The 21,201-nt window shown below is 43.4% G+C and carries 21 protein-coding genes, 1 tRNA gene and 2 pseudogenes; 17 read left to right on the plus strand and 7 right to left on the minus strand.

Annotation, left to right across the window (positions count from 1 at the left end; genetic code table 11):
• Positions 1-6: 6 nt before the first annotated feature.
• From ICN42_RS03040 to tatC, 5 genes are read left to right on the plus strand one after another with little or no spacing between them, the layout of a single operon-like run.
• Complete coding sequence (locus tag ICN42_RS03040; RefSeq protein ID WP_216250662.1) at positions 7-408, plus strand: phosphoribosyl-ATP diphosphatase; 402 nt, start codon at positions 7-9, stop codon at positions 406-408.
• A gap of 46 nt (positions 409-454) precedes the next feature.
• Complete coding sequence (locus tag ICN42_RS03045; protein WP_216250664.1) at positions 455-811, plus strand: HIT domain-containing protein; 357 nt, start codon at positions 455-457, stop codon at positions 809-811.
• Positions 812-827: 16 nt separating this feature from the next.
• Complete coding sequence (tatA, locus tag ICN42_RS03050) at positions 828-1,061, plus strand: Sec-independent protein translocase subunit TatA (protein ID WP_216250667.1); 234 nt, start codon at positions 828-830, stop codon at positions 1,059-1,061.
• A 26-nt stretch (positions 1,062-1,087) separates the two neighbouring features.
• The gene (tatB, locus tag ICN42_RS03055; protein ID WP_216250669.1) at positions 1,088-1,564 is read left to right on the plus strand and encodes a Sec-independent protein translocase protein TatB; all 477 of its coding nucleotides are present in this window, start codon (positions 1,088-1,090) and stop codon (positions 1,562-1,564) included.
• 58 nt (positions 1,565-1,622) lie between these two features.
• Positions 1,623-2,408, plus strand: coding sequence for a twin-arginine translocase subunit TatC (tatC, locus tag ICN42_RS03060; RefSeq protein WP_216250671.1), 786 nt, complete (start codon positions 1,623-1,625; stop codon positions 2,406-2,408).
• Here the strand turns inward: tatC and ICN42_RS03065 are convergent.
• Positions 2,384-3,844, minus strand: coding sequence for a tetratricopeptide repeat protein (locus ICN42_RS03065; RefSeq protein WP_216250673.1), 1,461 nt, complete (start codon positions 3,842-3,844; stop codon positions 2,384-2,386). The two genes, tatC and ICN42_RS03065, sit on opposite strands and share 25 nt — an antisense overlap.
• Before the next feature lie 208 nt (positions 3,845-4,052).
• Here ICN42_RS03065 and ICN42_RS03070 point away from each other — a divergent pair, with 208 nt between their 5' ends.
• On the plus strand, positions 4,053-5,318 hold the full coding sequence (locus ICN42_RS03070) for a porin (protein ID WP_216250676.1): 1,266 nt from the start codon (positions 4,053-4,055) through the stop codon (positions 5,316-5,318).
• 131 nt (positions 5,319-5,449) lie between these two features.
• On the opposite strand, the gene ICN42_RS03075 is transcribed toward ICN42_RS03070, so the two are convergent.
• Both ICN42_RS03075 and mscL read right to left on the minus strand, forming a co-directional pair.
• Positions 5,450-7,696, minus strand: coding sequence for a tetratricopeptide repeat protein (locus ICN42_RS03075; protein ID WP_216250678.1), 2,247 nt, complete (start codon positions 7,694-7,696; stop codon positions 5,450-5,452).
• 44 nt (positions 7,697-7,740) lie between these two features.
• On the minus strand, positions 7,741-8,163 hold the full coding sequence (mscL, locus tag ICN42_RS03080; RefSeq protein WP_216250682.1) for a large conductance mechanosensitive channel protein MscL: 423 nt from the start codon (positions 8,161-8,163) through the stop codon (positions 7,741-7,743).
• A 137-nt stretch (positions 8,164-8,300) separates the two neighbouring features.
• Between mscL and petA the strand changes: the two genes are divergently transcribed.
• The 11 genes and pseudogenes from petA to ICN42_RS03135 all read left to right on the plus strand — a co-directional run bounded on the left by petA (position 8,301) and on the right by ICN42_RS03135 (position 17,096).
• Complete coding sequence (petA, locus tag ICN42_RS03085) at positions 8,301-8,903, plus strand: ubiquinol-cytochrome c reductase iron-sulfur subunit (RefSeq protein ID WP_216250684.1); 603 nt, start codon at positions 8,301-8,303, stop codon at positions 8,901-8,903.
• 10 nt (positions 8,904-8,913) lie between these two features.
• Positions 8,914-10,314 (plus strand): cytochrome bc complex cytochrome b subunit, encoded by a 1,401-nt coding sequence (locus ICN42_RS03090; RefSeq protein WP_216250687.1) that lies wholly within the window; start codon positions 8,914-8,916, stop codon positions 10,312-10,314.
• 41 nt (positions 10,315-10,355) lie between these two features.
• Complete coding sequence (locus ICN42_RS03095; RefSeq protein ID WP_370625995.1) at positions 10,356-11,129, plus strand: cytochrome c1; 774 nt, start codon at positions 10,356-10,358, stop codon at positions 11,127-11,129.
• 79 nt (positions 11,130-11,208) lie between these two features.
• Positions 11,209-11,820: a glutathione S-transferase N-terminal domain-containing protein gene (locus tag ICN42_RS03100; protein ID WP_062307169.1), complete on the plus strand. Its 612-nt coding sequence runs from the start codon at positions 11,209-11,211 to the stop codon at positions 11,818-11,820.
• A 30-nt stretch (positions 11,821-11,850) separates the two neighbouring features.
• Positions 11,851-12,183: pseudogene (locus tag ICN42_RS03105) on the plus strand (ClpXP protease specificity-enhancing factor); the annotation flags it as partial.
• An 87-nt stretch (positions 12,184-12,270) separates the two neighbouring features.
• Positions 12,271-12,346: transfer RNA gene (locus ICN42_RS03110), tRNA-Thr, on the plus strand.
• Positions 12,347-12,424: 78 nt separating this feature from the next.
• Entirely contained in the window at positions 12,425-13,243 is an 819-nt protein-coding gene (locus ICN42_RS03115; RefSeq protein WP_216250692.1) for a class I SAM-dependent methyltransferase, read from the plus strand.
• Between the two features lie 2 nt (positions 13,244-13,245).
• Complete coding sequence (locus ICN42_RS03120) at positions 13,246-14,070, plus strand: hypothetical protein (protein ID WP_216250694.1); 825 nt, start codon at positions 13,246-13,248, stop codon at positions 14,068-14,070.
• A 2-nt stretch (positions 14,071-14,072) separates the two neighbouring features.
• The gene (locus tag ICN42_RS03125) at positions 14,073-14,804 is read left to right on the plus strand and encodes a hypothetical protein (RefSeq protein WP_216250696.1); all 732 of its coding nucleotides are present in this window, start codon (positions 14,073-14,075) and stop codon (positions 14,802-14,804) included.
• A gap of 39 nt (positions 14,805-14,843) precedes the next feature.
• Positions 14,844-15,590: a glycosyltransferase family 2 protein gene (locus ICN42_RS03130; protein ID WP_216250699.1), complete on the plus strand. Its 747-nt coding sequence runs from the start codon at positions 14,844-14,846 to the stop codon at positions 15,588-15,590.
• On the plus strand, positions 15,591-17,096 hold the full coding sequence (locus ICN42_RS03135; protein WP_216250702.1) for a tetratricopeptide repeat protein: 1,506 nt from the start codon (positions 15,591-15,593) through the stop codon (positions 17,094-17,096).
• Here ICN42_RS03135 and ICN42_RS03140 read toward each other — a convergent pair.
• From ICN42_RS03140 to ICN42_RS03155, 4 genes and pseudogenes are all read right to left on the minus strand, one after another.
• The gene (locus ICN42_RS03140) at positions 17,090-18,409 is read right to left on the minus strand and encodes an MFS transporter (protein WP_216250705.1); all 1,320 of its coding nucleotides are present in this window, start codon (positions 18,407-18,409) and stop codon (positions 17,090-17,092) included. The two genes, ICN42_RS03135 and ICN42_RS03140, sit on opposite strands and share 7 nt — an antisense overlap.
• Positions 18,410-18,413: 4 nt before the next feature.
• Positions 18,414-19,688, minus strand: coding sequence for a DNA recombination protein RmuC (rmuC, locus tag ICN42_RS03145; RefSeq protein WP_216250708.1), 1,275 nt, complete (start codon positions 19,686-19,688; stop codon positions 18,414-18,416).
• 30 nt (positions 19,689-19,718) lie between these two features.
• On the minus strand, positions 19,719-20,027 hold the full coding sequence (grxD, locus tag ICN42_RS03150) for a Grx4 family monothiol glutaredoxin (protein ID WP_216250711.1): 309 nt from the start codon (positions 20,025-20,027) through the stop codon (positions 19,719-19,721).
• Between the two features lie 98 nt (positions 20,028-20,125).
• Positions 20,126-21,201 (minus strand): annotated as a pseudogene (locus tag ICN42_RS03155) (hypothetical protein); the annotation flags it as partial.

Raw genomic sequence — 21,201 nt, forward strand, 5'->3', positions numbered from 1 at the left:
CGCTTTATGACTAGTCCAGCACAAAACCCTTCTAATTTAGATTCCGCTTTAGCTTATTTGGCCGATGTGGTGGATCAGCGACGTGATGCATTTAAGGCCGGTCAAGCAGATCCAAAGACCTCTTACACCGCGTTGCTTTTCTCCAAAGGGGATGACGGGATCCTCAAAAAGATTGGTGAAGAGGCGACTGAGGCGGTGATGGCAGCCAAGGATGCGCGTAACGCCAATTTAGCCCCTGAGCAGCAAAAGCTCCTGGTCGGCGAGATGGCAGACCTTTGGTTTCATTGCCTCATTGCCTTGTCCCAGTTTAGTTTGCGCCCAGAGGACGTTGTGGCGGAGCTCAATCGTCGCTTAGGCACTTCAGGCATTGAAGAGAAGGCGGCCAGAAAAGCTGCCGGGCAAGAGTAAATACAGCACAAAACCCAATAAATTAATCAAAATTAGAGGCAAAAGCGTGAGTCACGATCCTAATTGCTTGTTTTGCAAGATTTCCAAAGGGGAAATCCCATCCCAAAAGGTGTATGAGGATGAGGAGATTTATGCCTTTAAAGATATCAACCCGGCTGCGCCAGTTCACTTTTTAATGATTCCTAAGAAGCATATCTCTATGCTGGAGTCGGCAGAAGTGATCGATGCGCCATTGCTAGGTAGAATGATGGAATTAGCACCGCGTCTCGCCAAAGAGCAGGGCTGCCGTCCTGGAAAAGAGGGTGGCTTTAGATTGGTGGTGAACAATGGTGCGGATGGTGGGCAAGAGGTTTATCACTTGCACTTGCATGTGATGGGCGGTCCGCGCCCCTGGAAAAAATAGTCCAAGGAGATTAAAAATGGGTTCATTTAGCATTTGGCATTGGTTAATTGTTTTGGTAATCGTGATGTTGGTATTCGGTACCAAAAAATTACGCAATATCGGTACTGACTTAGGTGGCGCCGTTAAGGGTTTCAAAGACGGTATGAAAACGTCTGAAGAGCCACAAGACAAAGCCAAGGATCAAATTCAGAGCGCTGATGCATCAACAGAGAAGACTGTGGATGTTCAGGCAAAAGACATCAATAAATAAATTGATGGAAATAATGCGCAGCTGCAATGATTGATCTCGGAGTTTCGAAGCTTGCACTTATTGCAGTAGTTGCATTGGTGGTGGTTGGTCCCGAGCGCCTTCCTAAGGTTGCTCGCATGGCGGGTAATTTATTTGGACGTGCGCAACGTTACATAGCTGACGTGAAGTCGGAAGTTAGTCGCCAGATGGAAGTCGAAGAGTTCAAGAAACTTCGCGAAGAGAGCGCTTCAGTTTTCAAGGAAGTGGAAAGCAGTATTCAATCCACCGTTAATGAGGCGAATGCGAATCTCAGTGATCAAGCTGACATCTTTGAGAATAATTTCACTAGACCGCCCCTTGATGAAAAAGAAGTCTTTCGTAAGTCTATCCGTCAAGGTCGTAAGAGTTGGGGTGTGAAACGGGCCGCTAGACCAGTTTGGTTTAAACACTCTACTGGATTACGGTCAAGAGTTCAGTCTGGTGCTGCACGCATGAAACGCTTTCATCACAGCGCCAATAAGTAACTCAGTGAATTAGTGACTCGACACCCTAAGCAAAACGCACATTAAAAATACTATTTAGATGACTCAAAATAATTCAACAGAAGATTCGGGTTTACAAGAATCCTTCTTGTCTCATTTATTTGAGTTGCGCGATCGCATTATTAAGGCGGCGATAGCCATCATTGTTGTATTTGTTTGTCTCGTATATTGGGCGCCGGATATTTTTCATTTATTTGCGCAACCACTCCTTCAGGCTCTTCCTGCTGGTGGCAAGATGATCGTCACGGATGTTACGGGCTCTTTCTTCGTTCCGATGAAGGTGACCATGCTGGTTGCTTTCTTAATTGCCCTACCAGTGGTGATGTATCAGTTGTGGGCCTTCATTGCCCCTGGTCTATACCAGCATGAGCGCAGACTGATTCTGCCTTTGGTAGTAAGTAGCTATAGCTTATTTATATTTGGTATGGCTTTTGCTTACTTCTTGGTATTTCCAACGGTGTTTAGCTTCATGGCAAGCTACAACGCACCCTTGGGCGCGGAGATGTCTACTGATATCGATAACTATCTTAGTTTTGCGATGACTACCTTTTTAGCTTTTGGCATTACCTTTGAGGTGCCGGTAGTTGTGGTGGTATTGGTTCGGATGGGCATGGTCCCTTTGGCCAAGCTCAAAGAGATTCGTCCTTATGTAATTGTTGGTGCATTTGTTATTTCGGCCGTCGTTACACCGCCTGATGTCTTATCCCAGCTTCTTTTGGCTGTTCCTATGAGCTTGCTCTATGAGTTGGGATTATTAGTGGCGCGATTCTATGTCCCTAAGCCATCTAGCGAAGACGAAACTCAGACTGCCTCTGCCGCCGATTGATTTTTCGCGAAGGTATCGGCAAGCCAAATAGTGACGCGGTCAAACCGATAGCGTCTTTGCCTTAAATTTCCCTCTATTTCAGATTCCGCACCCGCAAATGCTTTGCCAGCTGCCAGCAAGGTACGACGCTGTTGAATAGTATCAATCTGAATGAGTCTAGGCAGAATCTTTGGTAACTCCCAACGAATGTCCACCACAACACAGTGTTCATGCTGAAGTTGCCCTACTTCGCAAAGAAGCAATTCTGCTTTACTGAGATTAAATTGATTCGCAACGATCAGGCGATGACACATTAAGAGCCATTCTTCATCGAGTTTGTATTCAGCATGGTGATCAAGAGCTTTCTCCGCATACAGAGCTAATTCATGCCAATCATTCTTCTGGGGGTTTGGCGTACTTTCTAAAATCTTTCCCAATAACTCTTTTGCTTCAGCAACGCCTTGTTGGTGTGCTTGCCAAACCCAATAGGAAGCTTGTAGGCCACGTACCTTCTCTTCAATCTTCTCTCGCTTGCGCCATAGGTTTGCCCCTTTACGGAACTGGGCTTGGGCATGTCCTAAATCAGCAGCCCTATCAAAGCAGCGATCACTCTCAGCTGCGTTATAGCCAGAAAACTGTGGACGACGATAAATCTCACCAAGTGCAAACCAGGCATCTCGATCACCATCCTTAGCGGCAAGTTCTAACCAGTAAGCTGCTTTTTTTAATGAGGCGTTTGATTTACTGCTTTCGCTACTGACTCCATCAAACTGGGCAAGCTGTAAGCCTAGGGTGAGTTTGGCAGCTGTGAGACCTAACTCTGCCGCCTTGATCAGCGCATCTTTATCCTGATTGGTAAGCCAAGAATCCCAGAGTGAGGACAGCGCCTCATTCTTTGGTTGTAACTTAATTAAGAGTTCTTTAGCGGGAGCTGTGAATGTAGATTCAGATTCAGCAAGGGCTAATAAAAAATTCTTAGCGATAATTTCTAAGGCAGAGAAGTCTTTACCGCCATCCTGTTTCGCAATCCAATCGGCCAATGTAGTTTGCAAATCTTTGCGCAGTGGATTTAATAAGAGATCGATTAATTGCCACTGCGCTGCCTCACTCGAGACACTCTGACCATTAGCAAGCTTCCAGAAGGAGTCCCAGCCGAACTTAAATGCGGGGGAGCTGAAGGTTTCAGCCAAAGGGACGGTTGATATTTGGCTGAAAACATCTATTAATTCTGGTGAAGTGCTTAAATCGGAGGGGGCTTCACCATCACTTGAGCTTGTCTCGCTAAGCAACTGATTTGTAATGGAAAAATAGGATTTCTCTAACCAAATCAAGGCATTAGAGGGTTGAATTGGGGTATTAAAGGTGCCGTTAAGGTAGGCACTAGCTAGATTTTGTTGCGCAGAAACATCACCCAAGCGGGCGGATCTGAGGATTTTTAAGAATTCACGGCTTGCCATATGACAATTTTGACATCTAAGCCCCCAAAACACCCGAAAAGTATGGCCTTGTTGCCGTGATACAACAAAGAAAGCCAAAAAACTGCCTTTTGACAAGCAAAAAGAACTCCTAAATACCCTGACCCCCAGTCTAGTAGGGCAAAAGAAGCAAAATTCGTAGGTCCCAGTTTTATTTGGGCATTACTTTCAATTTATGGAGATTTAAAGAATGAAAAAATCGCTATTCGCAGTTGCTGCAGTAACAGCATTTGCTGGTGCAGCTCAAGCTCAATCAAGCGTAACCGTATACGGCCTGTTGGACGTTGGTTACATCGGTGGTAACTCACGCCTTACAAACAACAGCTCAGTTCCTGTTTCCAGAACTACTACTAACCAATTCGGTCAATCTGCTGAATCTACATCACGTTTGGGCTTCAAAGGTGTTGAAGATTTGGGTAACGGTACTTCAGCATTCTTCACAGCTGAATTTGCGTTGTATCCACAAGATACAAATACTTCAGGAAACTCAAATGCTGGTCTCTTGAATCGTCAGACATTTGTAGGCTTGAAGAAGAATGGCATTGGCCAAACAGCTCTCGGTTTGCAACAAACTGGTATTTTTAACGCTGTTGCTGTAACTGACCCAGGTCAAATGAATAACGTTGTTGGTAACGTTGTTTACTCTTCATATGCAGGCGGCACATCAAATTCTGATTCTGGTGCAAACAGCATTGGATTTACAAACCGTATCTCTAACGTAATTACTTTCAAAACTGATAACTTTGCTGGCTTTACAGCAAACGCTTTATATTCTTTGAATAACAAGAATCAAAATCAAGTAACTACAACAACAGTTACTTCTGGTGGTAACACTAATGCTGGTGGTTGGGGTATTGGCGCTGATTACACAATCCAGAAGTTCTATATCAATGCTCAATACCAAGCACTGAAACAGTTAACTACAGCTACTGATTTAGGTACTGCTGCTCAAGGTAACACTGCAATTTGGACTCAGCCACAAGCGAACGGCGCTACAACTGCTAGCACTGTAACTGGACAAGCTGTTACTGGAGCAATCGGAAACAACGTTCAGGACAACCAGTTCTACGCTGGTGCAACTTATGACTTCGGTATCTTGAAGGCCTATGCCCAGTATTTGAACCGTAAAGCTACTTCAACTGTAAGCTCTAGCTATTTTGTTAAGCGTCAAGCTGAACAGATTGGTGTTCGTAGCTTCATCACTCCAACTATCGAAGCTTGGGCTTCTGCTGGTTTGGGTCGTTACACAGCTTTCGGTCAAAATAACGGAGCTGTTAACTTCAATGCATGGCAGTTGGGTTCTAACTACTACCTCAGCAAGCGCACAAACTTGTACGCTATTTATGGTCAAACATTGTCCTCAACAGGTAGCTACATAACTGTTTCAGGTACAACTGTTGGCAACAATAGCTCCGGTGCAAGCAACTACGCAATTGGCGTACGCCACACTTTCTAATTTGACGCTAGCGTAAGCTAGCTGAGAATTTCTAAGTAGCACGAAGCAATAAATTAACCCACTGTGGCAACACAGTGGGTTTTTTCTTTGGGTAAAAGCGCCGCGCAGAAACTGCGGAAATTAAGTACGAGTTAATTTATTGAGTGTTTATATTGGATAAGAAGTAATTGTTCAAAAGCTCTGATAGGCTCTACATCATTAAACAAAGCCTGTTTTTTCTGCCTGAGTTGAGGGTGAGTGAGATGAAATTTATCTAAATTACAAATAAGATCTACGGTAATTTCAACGTAGTCATCATTTGATTGAGCAATCAAGGATTTCATTCCCATCCTTCTGAGGATACTACTTGCTAACCTTCCGCGGAGGAATTCACCCTCAAGGGTAACTATGGGTAGATTGCACTCAATTGCTTGCATGGCGGTATTAAATCCAGAGAATCCAATGGTATCCAGATATAGGTCTGACTGTTTCATTAATGCATAAAAATTCTCTTTGCCCTGAAAGGGAATGAATTTTGCATAATCATCAAAGCACAGATTGCTTTTATGAAAGTAGCCACCTAAACGTTCTTTTAGTATGCGCGTGAGATCGCTCTGGAAATCAAAGAATACAAGCTGGCATTTACCCAATCTTTTTGCTATTTCAACAAGAACCCAGTCATTTTCGGGTGAGTATTTTGAGGGGGATCCTGGGCATAGCAAAATAGGCTGATCTCGACTTAAGCCAAGATCTTCTATTGCAAGGTTGGATGGCGTGACTCCGGAGGCCTCAAAAAAACATCCGAGATTTGGTAGCTTTATGAGTTTTTCTGAGTAGTTTTCAGCTGCATCATCTGGCTCTAAATCATCTCCAGAAATGAAATAATCGATTGTTGGGAGTCCTGTGGTTTCTGGGTGGCCCCATGATGCCATTTGAATGGGCGCGAGTCGCAGTGAGGCCATTTCTCGAGTGAGCGGATCCATTCCGATTTCCGGGAATAGCAGAACTTCAATATTATGGTCGACTACAGAGTGGGCCCAACCTGAAAGAGTCTTTTTTCCTTGCGTATAACTAACGCTACATTGCCTAGCAATTGCAGTCTCACTATCTTCGCCCATACCTAGATTGAAAAGGTGAACTTCAAATAAATTAGGATCTAGGTTTAATAGAAGTCCTTTGGTAATTGCATGCCAAACAGGGTGATTTGAAAAGTGAGCGCTAACAATTCCTAGTCTAATGGGCCCGGTACCAGAAAGTGGTTGATGTTTTATGCCTTGGGATTCCTGCCAGATTTTTAAAATGCCACAGCCAATTTTCCCAAAGCGCATCAGTAGATTTTTGTTATCTAGTTCCTGGTAGGCTAAATAAAAAGGTTGGTGTGCACCTATATTGGTAAAGCCGTTTAGAGCTTTTGATGTTGGGACCCACTGCTCTAGTGCCTGAAGCTGGCTTTCAAATGCCTCTCGAGATTTCTCTACGCTCTCACTGCTTGAGAATACTTTTGGGATGGTTGCAACGGCCAATGCAAATCTAGCATCTGGATAATCTGGTTGAATACTGAGGGCCATTCTATGGTTATCTTGCGCGGCTAAAGTATTGCCTTGCTCATAACAAACTTCACCAATCAGATAGTATGTAAGTGAATTTTTAGGATCGATTTCAATTACTTTTCTATAGGCTTGTAATGCTTGATCAAACCTTTTAATTTTTTTGAACGCGTTACCGTAATTAATTAAGGCGTCAATGTAGTTTGGGTTTATTTGCAGTGCTTGTTCATAACATTGAAGTGCGGACTCATAATTTTCGATGCCTTGAAAGACTGTCCCCGCATTATTAAAGGCTTCTGCATAGTTGGGATTGAGTTTGACTGCCTCTTCAAAGCAAGCAAGCGCTTCATCAGCCTTACCAGCATCTTTAAATGTGACGCCAAGATTATTAAAGGCTTCTACATATTTTGGGTTTAGTTGAAGTGCTTTTTGGTATGACTCTATTGCTGAATCAAGCTTTAATAAAGCCTTGAGAGCGTTGCCCCGATTGTTATAAATCTCCGGGATATTGTCTTGAAGGCCTAGGGCGATATTAAATTGGCTTAGTGCCAAATCAAATTTATGAAGGGCCTGATACGTCAAGCCAATAGTGTTGTATGTGTAAGGTGACTTTGGCTCAATTTCATTTGCTTGCATGAGAAAGTGAAGGGCACTTTCATAGTTTTGTTTTTGATATGCGCAAATTCCTGCAAGATTTAATGCATCAATATTTTGGGGATTTAGGGAGATTGCATTTGCAAAGCGTAATTCAGCTTCTTGCAATTTTCCCCCTTGAAATAGGCCTAAGCCTTCTGAGAAAAGTTGCTGAGCTGCGAGTTGTGACTCATTGTCAATGTTCGAGGAATCTTCCATCGTTTCTTAGCAATGAGTCTTATTTAAATGAATTTATTGTGGTCTTACTTCTTGAGACTATCTCTGATCTCTCGCAAAAGAACGGTATCTTCTGGTTCTGGAGGTGCGGGTGGAGCATCCATTAGTCGAACCTTGTTAACTACTTTCACCATTTGGAAAATCACAAATGCCAAGAGAATGAAGTTGATTGAAATAGTGATGAAGTTACCATAGGCAAAAATCGGCACCCCGGCCTTTTTGAGGGCGTCAAAGGTGCGAGGAACGTTCTCTGGGACTTTCCCAAGCACGATAAACAGATTGGTGAAGTCAATATGACCCCCCAAAAGGGTCGAAATCACTGGCATGACGATGTCATTAACCAGGGAATCCACGATTTTTCCAAAAGCCCCGCCAATAATCACACCAACCGCTAAATCGATCACATTACCCTTGACTGCAAAGTCCCGAAACTCCTTTAAAACGCTCATAAATGCCTTCCTTTTGAATTAGATACAGATTAACCCGAGATTAACCCCATAACTTACTTGCATACCCCACTTTTTACTTTAAAATCTTACCTTTAAGCAATTTCCACCCATAAATGCTCTTCCGAGGAATTTTGTAAATGAGTGACAAGCCCTGTATGGACAAGGATCGCCGTAATTGGTTGATCGCTACTTCAGCGGTTGGCGGCGTTGGTGCAGCCGCAGCCCTTTACCCTTTTGTGGACAGTTTTGAGCCTTCTGAGCGTGCTAAGGCCGCTGGGGCAGCTGTTGAGATCGATATCTCTGGCATGCAGCCTGATGAGATGCGTATGGTTGAGTGGCGCGGTAAGCCAGTTTGGGTGGTGCGTCGCACGCCTGAGCAAGTTGCTGAGCTCTCAAAAATCGACTCTGAGCTCGCAGACCCTGATTCTTTAAGGGATCCAGCACAATTTACACCTCCTTATGCCCAGAACCAGTGGCGTTCAATTAAGCCTGAATACCTGGTTGTAGTGGGTATTTGTACGCATTTGGGCTGTTCTCCAACACCTAAGTTTGAGTCTGGTGCTCAGCCTTCCTTGCCAAATACATGGCCAGGTGGATTCCTTTGCCCATGTCATGGGTCGACTTTTGACATGGCAGGTCGTGTATTTAAGAACAAACCAGCCCCAGATAACCTTGAAGTGCCGCCACATATGTATTTGAGCGATACCAAGATTCTGGTTGGCGACGATAAGAAGGCCTAAGGAGAGATAAATGGCATTTCACGAAAAAGAAGTCCCAGCAGACGCTTCTGGAGCCCAAAAGTTGATGGCATGGGTGGATTCACGCCTGCCAGTAACAGAAGCATTCAAAAGGCACATGAGTGAGTATTACGCACCTAAAAACCTAAATTTCTTCTACATTTTTGGTGCTTTAGCTATTGTTGTTTTGGCAATTCAAATCATCACTGGAATTTTCTTGGTGATGAATTACAAGCCTGACGCTGCTAAAGCCTTTGAATCTGTTGAATACATCATGCGCGAAGTGCCATGGGGTTGGTTGATTCGTTACATGCACTCCACTGGCGCATCCATGTTCTTCGTAGTCGTTTATATGCACATGTTCCGTGGATTGATCTACGGTTCATATCGCAAGCCACGTGAGCTGATTTGGATTTTCGGTTGTGCGATTTTCTTGTGCTTAATGGGTGAAGCCTTCTTTGGTTACTTGCTGCCATGGGGCCAAATGTCCTACTGGGGTGCTCAGGTTATCGTGAACTTGTTCTCTGCAATTCCATTGATTGGTCCAGACCTTTCTTTATGGTTGCGTGGTGATTATGTGGTCGGTGATGCCACCCTCAATCGCTTCTTTGCTTTCCATGTGATTGCTATTCCATTGGTATTGATTGGACTGGTTGCAGCTCATATTCTTGCCTTGCATGAAGTGGGTTCAAATAATCCAGACGGCGTAGAAATTAAAGATACGCTTGATGCTAACGGTCACCCCGTTGATGGCATTCCATTCCATCCGTATTACAGCGTTCACGACGTGATGTATTTAGGCGGATTCCTTATGGTCTTTGCTTGCATCGTGTTCTTTGCTCCTGAGATGGGCGGCTATTTCTTAGAGGCAAATAACTTTATCCCAGCAAATCCATTTGTGACTCCAACGCACATTGCGCCGGTTTGGTATTTCACGCCGTTCTATTCAATGTTGCGTGCAACTACTTCAAACTTCTTATTGCCATTGTGGATTTTCTTGGCAGTCATTTTGAGTATGTTTGCTATTAGCTCTAAGAACATTAAGGTGAAGGGCGCTTGCGTAGCTATCGCCCTAGTACTGGCTGCCGGCTTCTACGCATTTGATGCGAAGTTCTGGGGTGTGGTGATCATGGGTGGTTCTGTTGTGATCATGTTCTTCTTGCCTTGGTTGGATCATTCCCCGGTGAAATCCATTCGCTATCGTCCACAGTTCCATAAATATATTTATGGTGTGTTTGTCGTGAGCTTTGTGATTTTGGGTTACTTGGGTATTGAGCCGCCTTCACCAGTGTTTGAAAAGATTTCTCAGGTTTGCACTATTTACTATCTGGGCTTCTTCTTGGCAATGCCGTTCTGGAGCAAGCTTGGTACCTTCAAGCCAGTTCCAACCCGCGTTACTTTTGAGTCCCATTAATTCACGCCTGAGATATCAGCAAAGAGAAATTAGGAACTAGTATGAAACGAATTCTGCAAACTTTGATGGGCGTCTGCCAGGCAACTGTTGTGGTTGCCGCCCTTGGTTTTGGTCTAACTGCCCAGGCTAATGAAGGCGGTTTTCCATTGGATACAGCGCCCAATCGCGTAAGCAATAATGCTTCCCTGCAAAACGGTGCCAAGTTATTTGTGAACTATTGTTTGAACTGTCATGCAGCTTCAAGCATGCGTTACAACCGCTTACGAGATATTGGCCTGACTGATCAGCAAATCAAAGATAACTTGATTTTGACCGACGCTAAAGTTGGTGATCTTATGACGATCTCGATGACGCCAAAAGAAGGTAAGGCATTCTTTGGTAAGACTCCTCCTGATCTATCCGTTGAGGCGCGTGCACGCGGCACTGATTGGCTCTATACCTACTTCCGCACCTTCTACAAGGATGACACTACCCAAACTGGGTGGAATAACTTGGTATACCCCAACGTAGGTATGCCTCATGTTCTCTGGCAGTTGCAAGGTGAGCGTGCTGCGAAGTTTGAGGAGCGTAAAGATCCGCATGATGAAAGCCGCACAGAAAAAGTATTCGTTGGTTTCGAGCAATTGACGCCGGGTACGATGAAGTCACAAGAGTATGACGACAATATTGCTGATTTGGTTGCATTCATGTCTTGGATGGCTGAGCCAGTTCAGCTTGAGCGTAAGCGTTTAGGTGTTGTTGTGCTTATCTTCTTGGCAATTTTCACCTTATTGGCTTGGCGTTTGAACAAGGCTTATTGGAAAGATATCCACTAAGCCACAGTTGTAAAAGATTTAAAGCCGCAGCTAGTTGTGCGTTTGTTGTAATGAAGTAGATATTTAAGGAAATAAATTTATGATGGTGTTGTACTCGGGCACAAACTGCCCATTCTCGCAACGCTGCCGTTTGGTGCTTTTCGAAAAAGGCATGGATTTTGAAATCCGCGATGTGGACTTGTTTAACAAGCCAGAAGACATCTCGGTTATGAACCCATATGGCCAAGTTCCAATCTTGGTTGAGCGCGACTTGATTTTGTATGAGTCAAACATCATCAATGAATATATTGATGAACGTTTTCCTCATCCACAATTGATGCCGCCTGATCCTGTTGCACGTGCACGTGCACGTCTCTTCCTCTTCAATTTTGAGAAAGAGTTGTTTGTCCACGTAGCTGCCTTGGAAAACGAAAAAGGTAAAGCCGCTGAGAAGGTTCATGAAAAAGCGCGTTTAGCTATTCGTGACCGCTTAACTCAGCTTGCACCGATTTTCGTGAAGAATAAGTACATGTTGGGTGAAGAGTTCTCCATGCTGGACGTTGCAATCGCTCCTTTATTGTGGCGTTTGGAGCATTACGGCATTGATCTCTCACGTAATGCAGCTGCCTTACTGAAGTACGCTGAGCGTATTTTCAGCAGACCTGCTTACATTGAGGCACTCACACCTTCAGAAAAGGTAATGCGCCGCTAAGCGGCTCATTACTCAGGCGACTAAATCAGCATGTCTGACGTTCCAAGCAATAAGCCCTACCTAATCCGTGCTCTACATCAGTGGTGCACGGATTTTGGTTTTACGCCTTTCATGGCCGTATTTGTAGATTCCAGCGTTGAAGTGCCCATGGAGTTTGTGAAGAACGATGAGATCGTTCTCAACTTATCCCTTGAGGCCTGCCATCAGCTGAATTTGGACAATGACTGGATAAGCTTTCAGGCTAGATTTGGCGGCATTCCAAGGAAAATCATGGTGCCGGTAAGTCATGTTCTAGCAATTTATGCGCGAGAAAATGGCCAGGGAATGTCATTTCCATTTAATGCCAGTCAGGCTAATAAGCCAAAAGAAGTGATCTTGGATGACGTCGAAAAGACAAAATCCACAAGACCTTCCTTAACGATTGTGAAATAGGATAAAATATCAGTCGTTGCCCCTTTAGCTCATCTGGTAGAGCAACTGATTTGTAATCAGTAGGTGGTCTGTTCGAGTCGGACAAGGGGCACCACCATTTTTCTCTGTATCAAAATGCTCCATACAGAATCCCAAGCCAATTCAAATTAGTCAGACAATAGAAGCAGTGAATATGACTGAAAAAATTGAATGCAGGCTTTGTGGTGGAATCGCTCAATTTTCATTTGAAAAAAAAGTCCTCTCTAAATATCAAGTTAGTTACTATCGATGTGATGGTTGTGGCTCTTTGCAAACAGAGGTTCCATATTGGCTGGGTGAAGCATACAACCCGTTGAATGAAAGATTTGATACGGGGCAGCTCATACGATCTTTTAATAATGCAGCTTTTCTAAGCGCCATTGTTTTGCATTTGGGGCTTGAGGGTGGCAAGGTAATTGATTATGGGTGTGGGTCTGGACTGTTGGTTCGGTTGATGAGGGATGTGGGATTCAATGTATGGGGCCATGATGCTTATTCAATGCCTCGGCTTGCGATTGGTTTTCATGTTGCCTCCCTGGAGGGGGCAACAGTAATAAACTTATCTGAGGTGGCCGAACATTTCGATAAGCCTGCGCAATACTTCGATGAAATTTTTTCTTATCAGCCGGAAATAGTAGTTGCGCAAACAAACTTATTTGAGGCGCAAAACTCAGAGTGGGATTACTTGGCGGCCGATCATGGACAGCATATATTTTTCTACTCTTCTAATTCAATAGAGTATTTGGCTCGGCGCCACAATATACGGGCAACGCTTCTAGATGGATACATTATATTTTTTAAGTCAATCCATCTTGAGAAAATGTTCAACCCAAATTCATCGACAGTTCGCCCTGAGCTACAGGCATCCCTAAACGCCGCTATCCCAAATTTAATGAATCAAATGCTGATAAACGGATATAAATATGCGATTGAGGATAATTTGGAGCTACGAGCTCGAGAGTCTGGGGGGTAATAATGAAACTTGATGAAAATTTCTTTAATCAGCCATTGTTAATTGCTGGGTTGGTTCGTAATGGTGCCGCTAATATTGAGAGTAATATTTCAAAATTAAATCAGGCGGTATCAAGATTTTCTGAGGTGCATTGGTTGATTGTTGAATCAGATAGCTCTGATGATACGGTGGAAATATTGAGGGCTATTTCAAAAAATGTTCCAAATTTCCGATTTTTATCACTGGGAAATTTGACTGAAAAAATGCCACCTAGAACTGAGCGCTTAGCGTTTTGTCGAAATACATATCTTCAAGAGCTTAAACAAAATACAATTTACAAGAATATTGAATACGTCATAGTTTCAGATCTTGACGATACCAATACGCTTCTTACTGAAGAATCATTGCTAAGTTGTTGGCACAGAGAAGATTGGGACGTCTGTACCGCAAACCAGCTTGGCCCATATTATGATATTTGGACGCTTAGACATCATCTTTGGTCGCCAGGTGATTGCTGGCTGGAACATAGATTTTTATCGCAGTTTAATAGCAATCATGCCAATCTCACCTATGCATGCGTGTATTCAAAGATGATTGTAGTTCCACCTGACTTTGAGTGGTTAGAGGTTGATTCGGCATTTGGTGGGCTGGCTATTTACAAAAAATCCATGATGATCCAGAGTGCTTATGTTGGGTTATATGGAAATGGTGTGGAAATATGTGAACACATCCCACTAAATTTTGGGATAAGAGAGCAGGGTGGAAAAATATTTATCAATCCACGGCTAATAAATACTGACTATACGGAGCACTCATTGCCCTTGAAGGCTATTGAAACCCCTAAATAAATATGACATCTATTGCAATTTTGACCTGCGTAACTGGTGAGCCTGCTGTTTTACAGAATACGGCCGCCTCAATTTCACCATTTCTATCTGAGAACATCCAGTGGGTTATTAAATTTTCAGATAAAACTGATGTTAAATTTGCAAATAGTTTTTCTGGAGAGAATATCAAGATATATCGTGAGGCCGATACCTCTCTCTATGATGCAATGAATCAGTGTTTGAGCTATTGCCAAACGGATTACTACATGGTTCTTGGTGCTGGGGATATGATATTACCCGAGGCGATGAAGATTCTTTTGGATAAGTTAAATAGTGGTCTGCTTAGTGAGGTTGCATATCATGCGCCAATCTTATTTGCAGCTACGGGTGCTGTATCTCAGCCAGATCCAAATTCAATGAAATATTTCATGAGCTGCCCACATCCAAGCAGCCTCCTAAAAGTTAAGAATTCTTTGTCTATCAACGGTTTTGATGTTAGTTACAAAATTGCGGCAGACTATGATCATTTGAGTCGATATGCCCTTACGTTCGGAGCAGGCATTCACTTGGACACCCCCCCATTGGTCTCATTTATGGGTGGAGGGATTTCTGATCTGCGTGCTTTAGAGGGCTACATGGAGGTCAATTTAGTGCGAATGAGGGTTTGGAATACTCCCGATATCAGAATGTATGGTGACATGTTAAATGAATCAGCCACCGCGCTTTCTAGCAATATTCGCCAAAATTTTCCCTAAATCAGAATTTAGCACTCGAAGTTATTTGAGGGCTTTCATATGAAAATATTAATCGCATTGGCGACCTATAACCGCCCGATCACCACCGATTTGTGTCTTAAGAATCTTCAGTCTGTACGCGATGACCAAACAAAGCTGGTTATTTATGATGATGATTCAGGGGCTTACTCTTCTGAGTATTTAAGCGAGTTTGCAGACGAGGTAGTTAGATTTGCAATGCGTGGCGGCATTGAAAAATCTAGAGCAAGAGCTTTTAGAGATTTTTTAAATAAATATACAGATTGCGATCTTCTATATCTAACGGATAACGATGCTATTCACGATCCTAGCTTCGTAGACCTTCTGAGGGGGATATTTAATGGGCAGCAGCAACACGGTAATGAAGTTTATCCTGTTGGCTTGTTTAATTCAGTTTTTCATCAGAGTAGATTGATGGCTGAGAATGAGCAATTCTTCTTATATGAGACTTGTCCTGGAATCAGCATGTGCTACACGCGTGAAATGGTGAAGTTGATCGTTGATTACTTGGATAAAGAGCCGGCCGCTGAGACGGCTTACGGGTGGGACATGATCTGGCCCAAAACTCTTAATAGACCATTTCTAGTGCCAAAAAACTCATATGTTGAACATTTTGCACGCGATCGATTTGAGGCTGGAATGCATAGCAACAACTCCGGAATTTCACCCGATGCTTTACTAGATTTTGAAAGAGATAGGGCAATGAATCCCACTGACTATCTGGTTGAGGCTAGACCATTTGTCATTAAAGCAATATTGGGAATTTAAGTGTCACTGACAACAATTACTATTCTTCTTAACAATGCCCTGTCACATATTCAGATTGGGGAGTTTGATAAAGCAGATGAGCTTCTAGTTAAGGCTGAAGCCTTGGATGCTAGTAATCCTGATATCTTGAGGTTGTTGTCTGTAGTGGCTGCCATGAAGTTCGATTACGTTCGAGCCCTTGAGCTGATTAACAGGTCGATTTCTCTGGCCCCAGATAATGCCCTTGCTCATAGTAATCGTGGCAATATCCTCAAGGAGCTTCATCGGCTTGAAGAGGCGTTGATTAGCCTAGAGGCTGCAATTGAATTGGCCCCCGAATATGCTGAAGCTTACAACAACAAGAGTAATGTCTTGCAGGATCTTCATCGCTATGAAGAAGCCCTTCAGTGGTATGACAAGGCAATTTCACTGATGCCGGACTATGCTGAGGCTTATAGCAACAAAGGTAATGCTCTAGAGTTACTTCATCGTCACCAAGAGGCCATGGAATGCTTTGATATAGCCACCGCCATTAATCCACAATATGTTGATGCGTATTGGCATAAAGCTTTAGGGCAACTCTCTGGTGGTAACTATGAAACGGGTTGGCAGAATTACGAAGCCCGTTGGTTTAAAAGTCATGCATCCAAGCTCCTCTATAGCAATATTCCAAGATTAGAAGCTTTGCAAAATATAGCGGGCAAACAGATCCTGATTTGGGCGGAGCAGGGGCTCGGGGACACCCTTCAGTTCTGTCGCTATATCAAGCCGTTAGTAGATTTAGATGCCAGCGTGACATTTGTTGTGCAGAAGCCTTTAATGAAAGTTTTAGGTTCGCTGAGAAGCTGTTGCACTTTGGTCGACAGCATTGATTCAGAGCTAAAGCATTTTGATTATCAATCCCCATTGCTAAGCCTCCCCCTTCTTTTTGAGACTAATGTCGAAACTATTCCAGCAGGCATTCCTTACCTCGCATGTGATCAAGATAAAAAAGCGCAATTTGAATCAAGGGTTGCCAAAGGCAGGAATCTACGTGTTGGGGTTGTCTGGAATGGTGGATTTAGAGTTGATCATCCAGAACTATGGGCAATCAATAAGCGTCGCAATATTGAGCTAGAGCAAATTACAAAGTTAAAAGATGTACCTGGTGTAGATTTTTATAGCTTGCAGAAGGGTGATCCAGCAGAGTCTGAGCTGATTACCAAGAAGGATGAGCTTTGGCCAAACATTATTAATTGTGCTCAGTGGCTGGATGATTTTTCAGATACAGCTGCTCTCATTGAAAACTTAGATTTAATTATTTCGGTAGATACTTCCACAGCTCATCTAGCTGGGGCCTTAGGTAAGCCAGTTTGGATTCTCAATCGTTATGACTCTTGCTGGCGTTGGTTACGCGGAAGATCGGATAGCCCTTGGTATCCAACTGCAAAAATTTATCAACAGCCAAAGCCTGGTGATTGGGATAGCGTCTTAGAGCAGGTGAAGATAGACTTAAGTGCGTTAGCACTTCAGCATTTAAATCAATGATTTAAATTGGTTTTATGGGTCTCTGGCAAATACAACATTGCCACCACCGCTCCACTCGCCAGAAAAATTGTTGGGTACCAGAGCCCAGCAGTATCACTTGCCCACTCTTGATTTAACCAAGTAACAATCAAAGGCAGGAGTCCGCCTATCCAGCCAGCCGCAAGGTTGTGAGGGAGTGTAGCCGCACTATTTCTAGTTTTTGCAGGAAAGAGCTCTGCAAGTAGTGCTGTTTGTGGGCCCACTACTAGTGCAAGGATTGTCGATAAGCCAACTAATACTAGCGTTACCAATATTGTTGAATCGCTATTAGCTTGGAGACAATAGAATGCTGGAAGAATTAATGTAGCTCCTAGGATTAGACCGCTAACTACTACAGGCTTCCTGCCAACCTTATCGGATAGCCAGCCCGCAAAGATAGTTAGTGGTAGCAGGGCAAGCGTGGCATAAACGCTTAATTGATCTACGAGCTGAGGTACAAGTTTTACAGAGGTCTTTAGAAAGATTGAGGTATAGACTTGTACGCAGAAAAATAAAACTGCCCCGCCTGCTGAAATACAGAAGAAGAGCAAAAACATGCGTTTTCTAGTTTCAGGATCTTTGAGATTTTCTCGTAGTGGATTTTTTGCTTGAGTTGATGTCTTGCTAAGCTCCACAAAGATCGGTGTTTCTTCAAGAGCTATCCTTGCTTTAAATGCTAACAATAAAAGGATGAGCGAAACCCAAAATGGCACTCGCCAACCCCATGATAGAAATTCCTCTTGAGTCAGGTAGCCCTGAAGCAGTGCAATTTGAAGTGTCGAAACCAAGATGCCAAGTGGCCCCATCAATTGCAAAAAACTCGTCTTAAAGCCCCGATTAGCGTTGCCAGCATGTTCCGTGAGGTACACAGCGCTACCGCCAATCTCACCCCCAGCCGAGAGGCCCTGAAGCAGTCTGAAGCTAACCAACAGAATGGGTGCCCAGATTCCTACTTGGGCATAGGTAGGTAAAAATCCAACGCAGACCGTTGCAATTCCCATCAGGGTAATTGTGATCATGAAGACAGGGCGACGACCAATACGATCGCCGATGCTGCCAAAAATGGCCGCTCCAATTGGGCGCACCACCATACCAACTCCGAAGGTGGCTAAGCTTGCTAAAAGACCTGTGCTGGGATCGCTAGATGGAAAAAAGAGGGGGGCAAATACAACTGCAAGAGTAGCAAAAGTAAGAAAGTCATACCACTCTAAAAAAGTACCAAAACAAGCTGCAATAGCAACTTTTCTATAGGAATGTGATGCAGCTTTGATATCTGATGCGCTAGTAGCAGTCAATTTTCTATTCGGAGTCTGTTGACGATTCAATCAGTGGGGCAGACAAGTTCTTACTGGGCTTAACACCAAGCTCACGCACCTTCTCAGCAGTACGAATGAGATTGCCTTTGCCGGACTTGAGTTTATTAAAGGCATCGTGATAACTAGTTTGAGCCTGATCTAATCGTTGACCTAACTTTTCTAGATCATCTACAAATCCAACAAATTTGTCATAGAGAGTGCCGCACTGTTTTGCAATTTCTAGAGCATTACGGTTTTGGTGATCTTGACGCCACAAGTGGGCAACAGTACGCAGAGTTGCCATCAAAGTACTTGGACATACCAGCACAATATTCTTTGCTAATGCTTCTTGGTAAAGATTTGGCGCCGTCTTCAGTGCCAATAAGAAGGCAGGCTCAATGGGTACAAACATCAACACAAAGTCTACAGAACCAATGCCATACAAGGAGCTGTAGTTCTTGCTAGATAGACCTTGAATATGCTGTCTGAGCGACTGAATATGCGCAGTTAACTCTTGCTCGGCAATTGCCGGATCAGATGCCTCAGCATGGCGTGAGTAGGCCGTGATTGATACTTTGCTATCAACTACAAGGCTTCTGCCTTCAGGTAGTTTGACGACAACGTCTGGTTGAAGACGTGAACCATCAATTTGAGTATGACTATCTTGAACTAGATACTCTTCACCTTTACGTAGCCCCGAAGACTCAAGAATGGACTCTAGAACTAACTCACCCCAATTTCCTTGTACTTTGGAATCCCCTTTAAGTGCCTGGGTTAGTGAGCGCGTCTCATCGGACATACGCAGATTGAGATTAGCCAAACGTTCGATCTCACTCTTGAGTGCAAAGCGTTCACGCGCTTCATTGCCATAAGAGGTATTTACTTGTTCCTTAAATTCAGTCAGCTTAGTTTGCAATGGCTTCAGCAAGGCATCTAAATTAGCGACGTTCTGTTCGGTAAAGCGCTTGGATTTATCTTCTAAAATTTCATTAGCAAGATTTTTGAATTGGTTGGTCAGGGCTTCTTTGGCTTCATTGAGAGATTCAATCCTGCCTAGACCTTGCTTGCGCTCAGAATCAAGCGCCGCCTCAAGTCGAATAGCATTTTGTAAGGCTTGATCACGCTCAGCCCGAAGGCTAAGCGTAAGTGCAACTTCAGTTTGAGCCTGTTGTTCAGCTCGTGTAAGTGCTGAGCGTAAATTGAGCGCGTAGACTAGAAGGCCTGCACATAATCCTAATGGCAGGCCAAAAAGCAGGAGAGAGCTTAAATCAAAAGTCACTAATGGGGTCTACTGGCAATCTACCGGAACTTAACCTTGAACTAGCTTTTTCAATTCACCGCTTTGGAACATCTCGGTCATGATGTCTGAACCACCAATGAATTCACCATTGATGTAGAGCTGAGGAATGGTTGGCCAGTTGGCAAACTCTTTAATCCCCTGGCGAATTTCAGCATCTTCTAATACATTCACGGTGTGTAGATTTTCTACACCACATGAACGCAAGATATTGACTGCATTTCCAGAAAAGCCACACTGCGGAAATTGGGCATTTCCTTTCATGAACAATACGACAGGATGACTGCTAACGATTTCTTGAATTTTTGCTTTGGTATCCATAAAATTTTCCTAAGTAGTAGTGCATTGATTTTAAGGCCGAATCTGAAAAAATTCTTTAACTGGAGTGCTGGGTGTAAACTTTTCTTTACACCCCACCATCATCCAAGGAATTTAGAGGCGATTCTTGTTGTTAGGATTTCAACTACTGATTGCCAGTCTCCCCTGGAGGGTTGTCTAAGAACTTCCATGGTTGGATACCAGGGGCTATCTTCACGATCCAATAGCCATCGCCAATCTGGTACCCACGGCAAAAGAGTGTAGGTTGGTAAGCCTAGGGCTCCAGCTAAGTGTGCCAATGAGGTGTCAACGGAAACAACAAGATCCATTTGCTTTGCACAGTCAGCCGTATCGGTGAAAGAGTGTATTTGATCTCCAACATATTTAATTTCAGTCTGAGCATCTAGAAACAGGCGGTCTTTCTCAGAAATACCTTTTTGGATTATAAAAAGACTCCCAATATTAAGCAGGGGCTTTAATAGAGATAGATCAATAGAGCGGTTGAAATCATTTTTATGGCTCGGATTTCCAGAGAAGGCAACTCCAATATTTAATTTTTTAGCTGTTATATTGGAATTACTTTTTAAATAAATAAATTTCGATCCCTCACTCCTTAGATAGGGCACATCATTTGGTATTGATGTTAATTCTGTATTGAATAAGAGGGGTAGGCTTAGTAATGGCACTTGGAAATCTACCTCGTGAAAACTACTTCCGGTAGGAATAACTTCACAATCTAAAAAAGATTGTTGAATGAGGTCTCTAAGAAGTGGTTGAACTTCAAAAATTATTTCTGCTCCTAGGTTGATTAGGATTTTAATATACCTAGCAAACTGAATAGTGTCCCCATAGCCTTGCTCACACCATACAAGCACTCGTTTTTGACTTAGATCATTAAGATCTATTAGTTGAGAAATTTCGTTATGTCGGTATGATTCAGCCCCATCCCTGAGCCACCGTTTTTCGTGATTGTTCCAGCCACGCTTTAGGTCGCCAGTCAATAACTGGCCAAGACCCAAGTTAAAAATAGCATTATTGTGAGTGGATTTTAGTTCTATTGACTTTGTAAATAAGCTCAATGCCTCCTTAAAAAGTCCAATTTGATTAAAAGTAAATCCACGATTTGACCATGCTTCAGCATACTCAGAATTAATCTCAATTGCCTTGTCATATGATG

Origin of the sequence: Polynucleobacter sp. 71A-WALBACH (assembly GCF_018882365.1) — a bacterium.
Taxonomy (GTDB): Bacteria; Pseudomonadota; Gammaproteobacteria; order Burkholderiales; family Burkholderiaceae; genus Polynucleobacter.

Coding starts and splice junctions, on each gene's coding strand:
- ICN42_RS03040 (WP_216250662.1), top strand. CDS start 7: ATGACTAGTCCAGCACAAAACCCTTCTAATTTAGATTCCGCTTTAGCT.
- ICN42_RS03070 (WP_216250676.1), top strand. CDS start 4,053: ATGAAAAAATCGCTATTCGCAGTTGCTGCAGTAACAGCATTTGCTGGT.
- grxD (WP_216250711.1), bottom strand. CDS start 20,027: ATGGATACCAAAGCAAAAATTCAAGAAATCGTTAGCAGTCATCCTGTC.
- petA (WP_216250684.1), top strand. CDS start 8,301: ATGAGTGACAAGCCCTGTATGGACAAGGATCGCCGTAATTGGTTGATC.
- ICN42_RS03065 (WP_216250673.1), bottom strand. CDS start 3,844: ATGGCAAGCCGTGAATTCTTAAAAATCCTCAGATCCGCCCGCTTGGGT.
- ICN42_RS03125 (WP_216250696.1), top strand. CDS start 14,073: ATGACATCTATTGCAATTTTGACCTGCGTAACTGGTGAGCCTGCTGTT.
- ICN42_RS03090 (WP_216250687.1), top strand. CDS start 8,914: ATGGCATTTCACGAAAAAGAAGTCCCAGCAGACGCTTCTGGAGCCCAA.
- ICN42_RS03100 (WP_062307169.1), top strand. CDS start 11,209: ATGATGGTGTTGTACTCGGGCACAAACTGCCCATTCTCGCAACGCTGC.
- ICN42_RS03095 (WP_370625995.1), top strand. CDS start 10,356: ATGAAACGAATTCTGCAAACTTTGATGGGCGTCTGCCAGGCAACTGTT.
- ICN42_RS03130 (WP_216250699.1), top strand. CDS start 14,844: ATGAAAATATTAATCGCATTGGCGACCTATAACCGCCCGATCACCACC.
- tatA (WP_216250667.1), top strand. CDS start 828: ATGGGTTCATTTAGCATTTGGCATTGGTTAATTGTTTTGGTAATCGTG.
- mscL (WP_216250682.1), bottom strand. CDS start 8,163: ATGAGCGTTTTAAAGGAGTTTCGGGACTTTGCAGTCAAGGGTAATGTG.
- tatC (WP_216250671.1), top strand. CDS start 1,623: ATGACTCAAAATAATTCAACAGAAGATTCGGGTTTACAAGAATCCTTC.
- ICN42_RS03120 (WP_216250694.1), top strand. CDS start 13,246: ATGAAACTTGATGAAAATTTCTTTAATCAGCCATTGTTAATTGCTGGG.
- ICN42_RS03115 (WP_216250692.1), top strand. CDS start 12,425: ATGACTGAAAAAATTGAATGCAGGCTTTGTGGTGGAATCGCTCAATTT.
- ICN42_RS03075 (WP_216250678.1), bottom strand. CDS start 7,696: ATGGAAGATTCCTCGAACATTGACAATGAGTCACAACTCGCAGCTCAG.
- tatB (WP_216250669.1), top strand. CDS start 1,088: ATGATTGATCTCGGAGTTTCGAAGCTTGCACTTATTGCAGTAGTTGCA.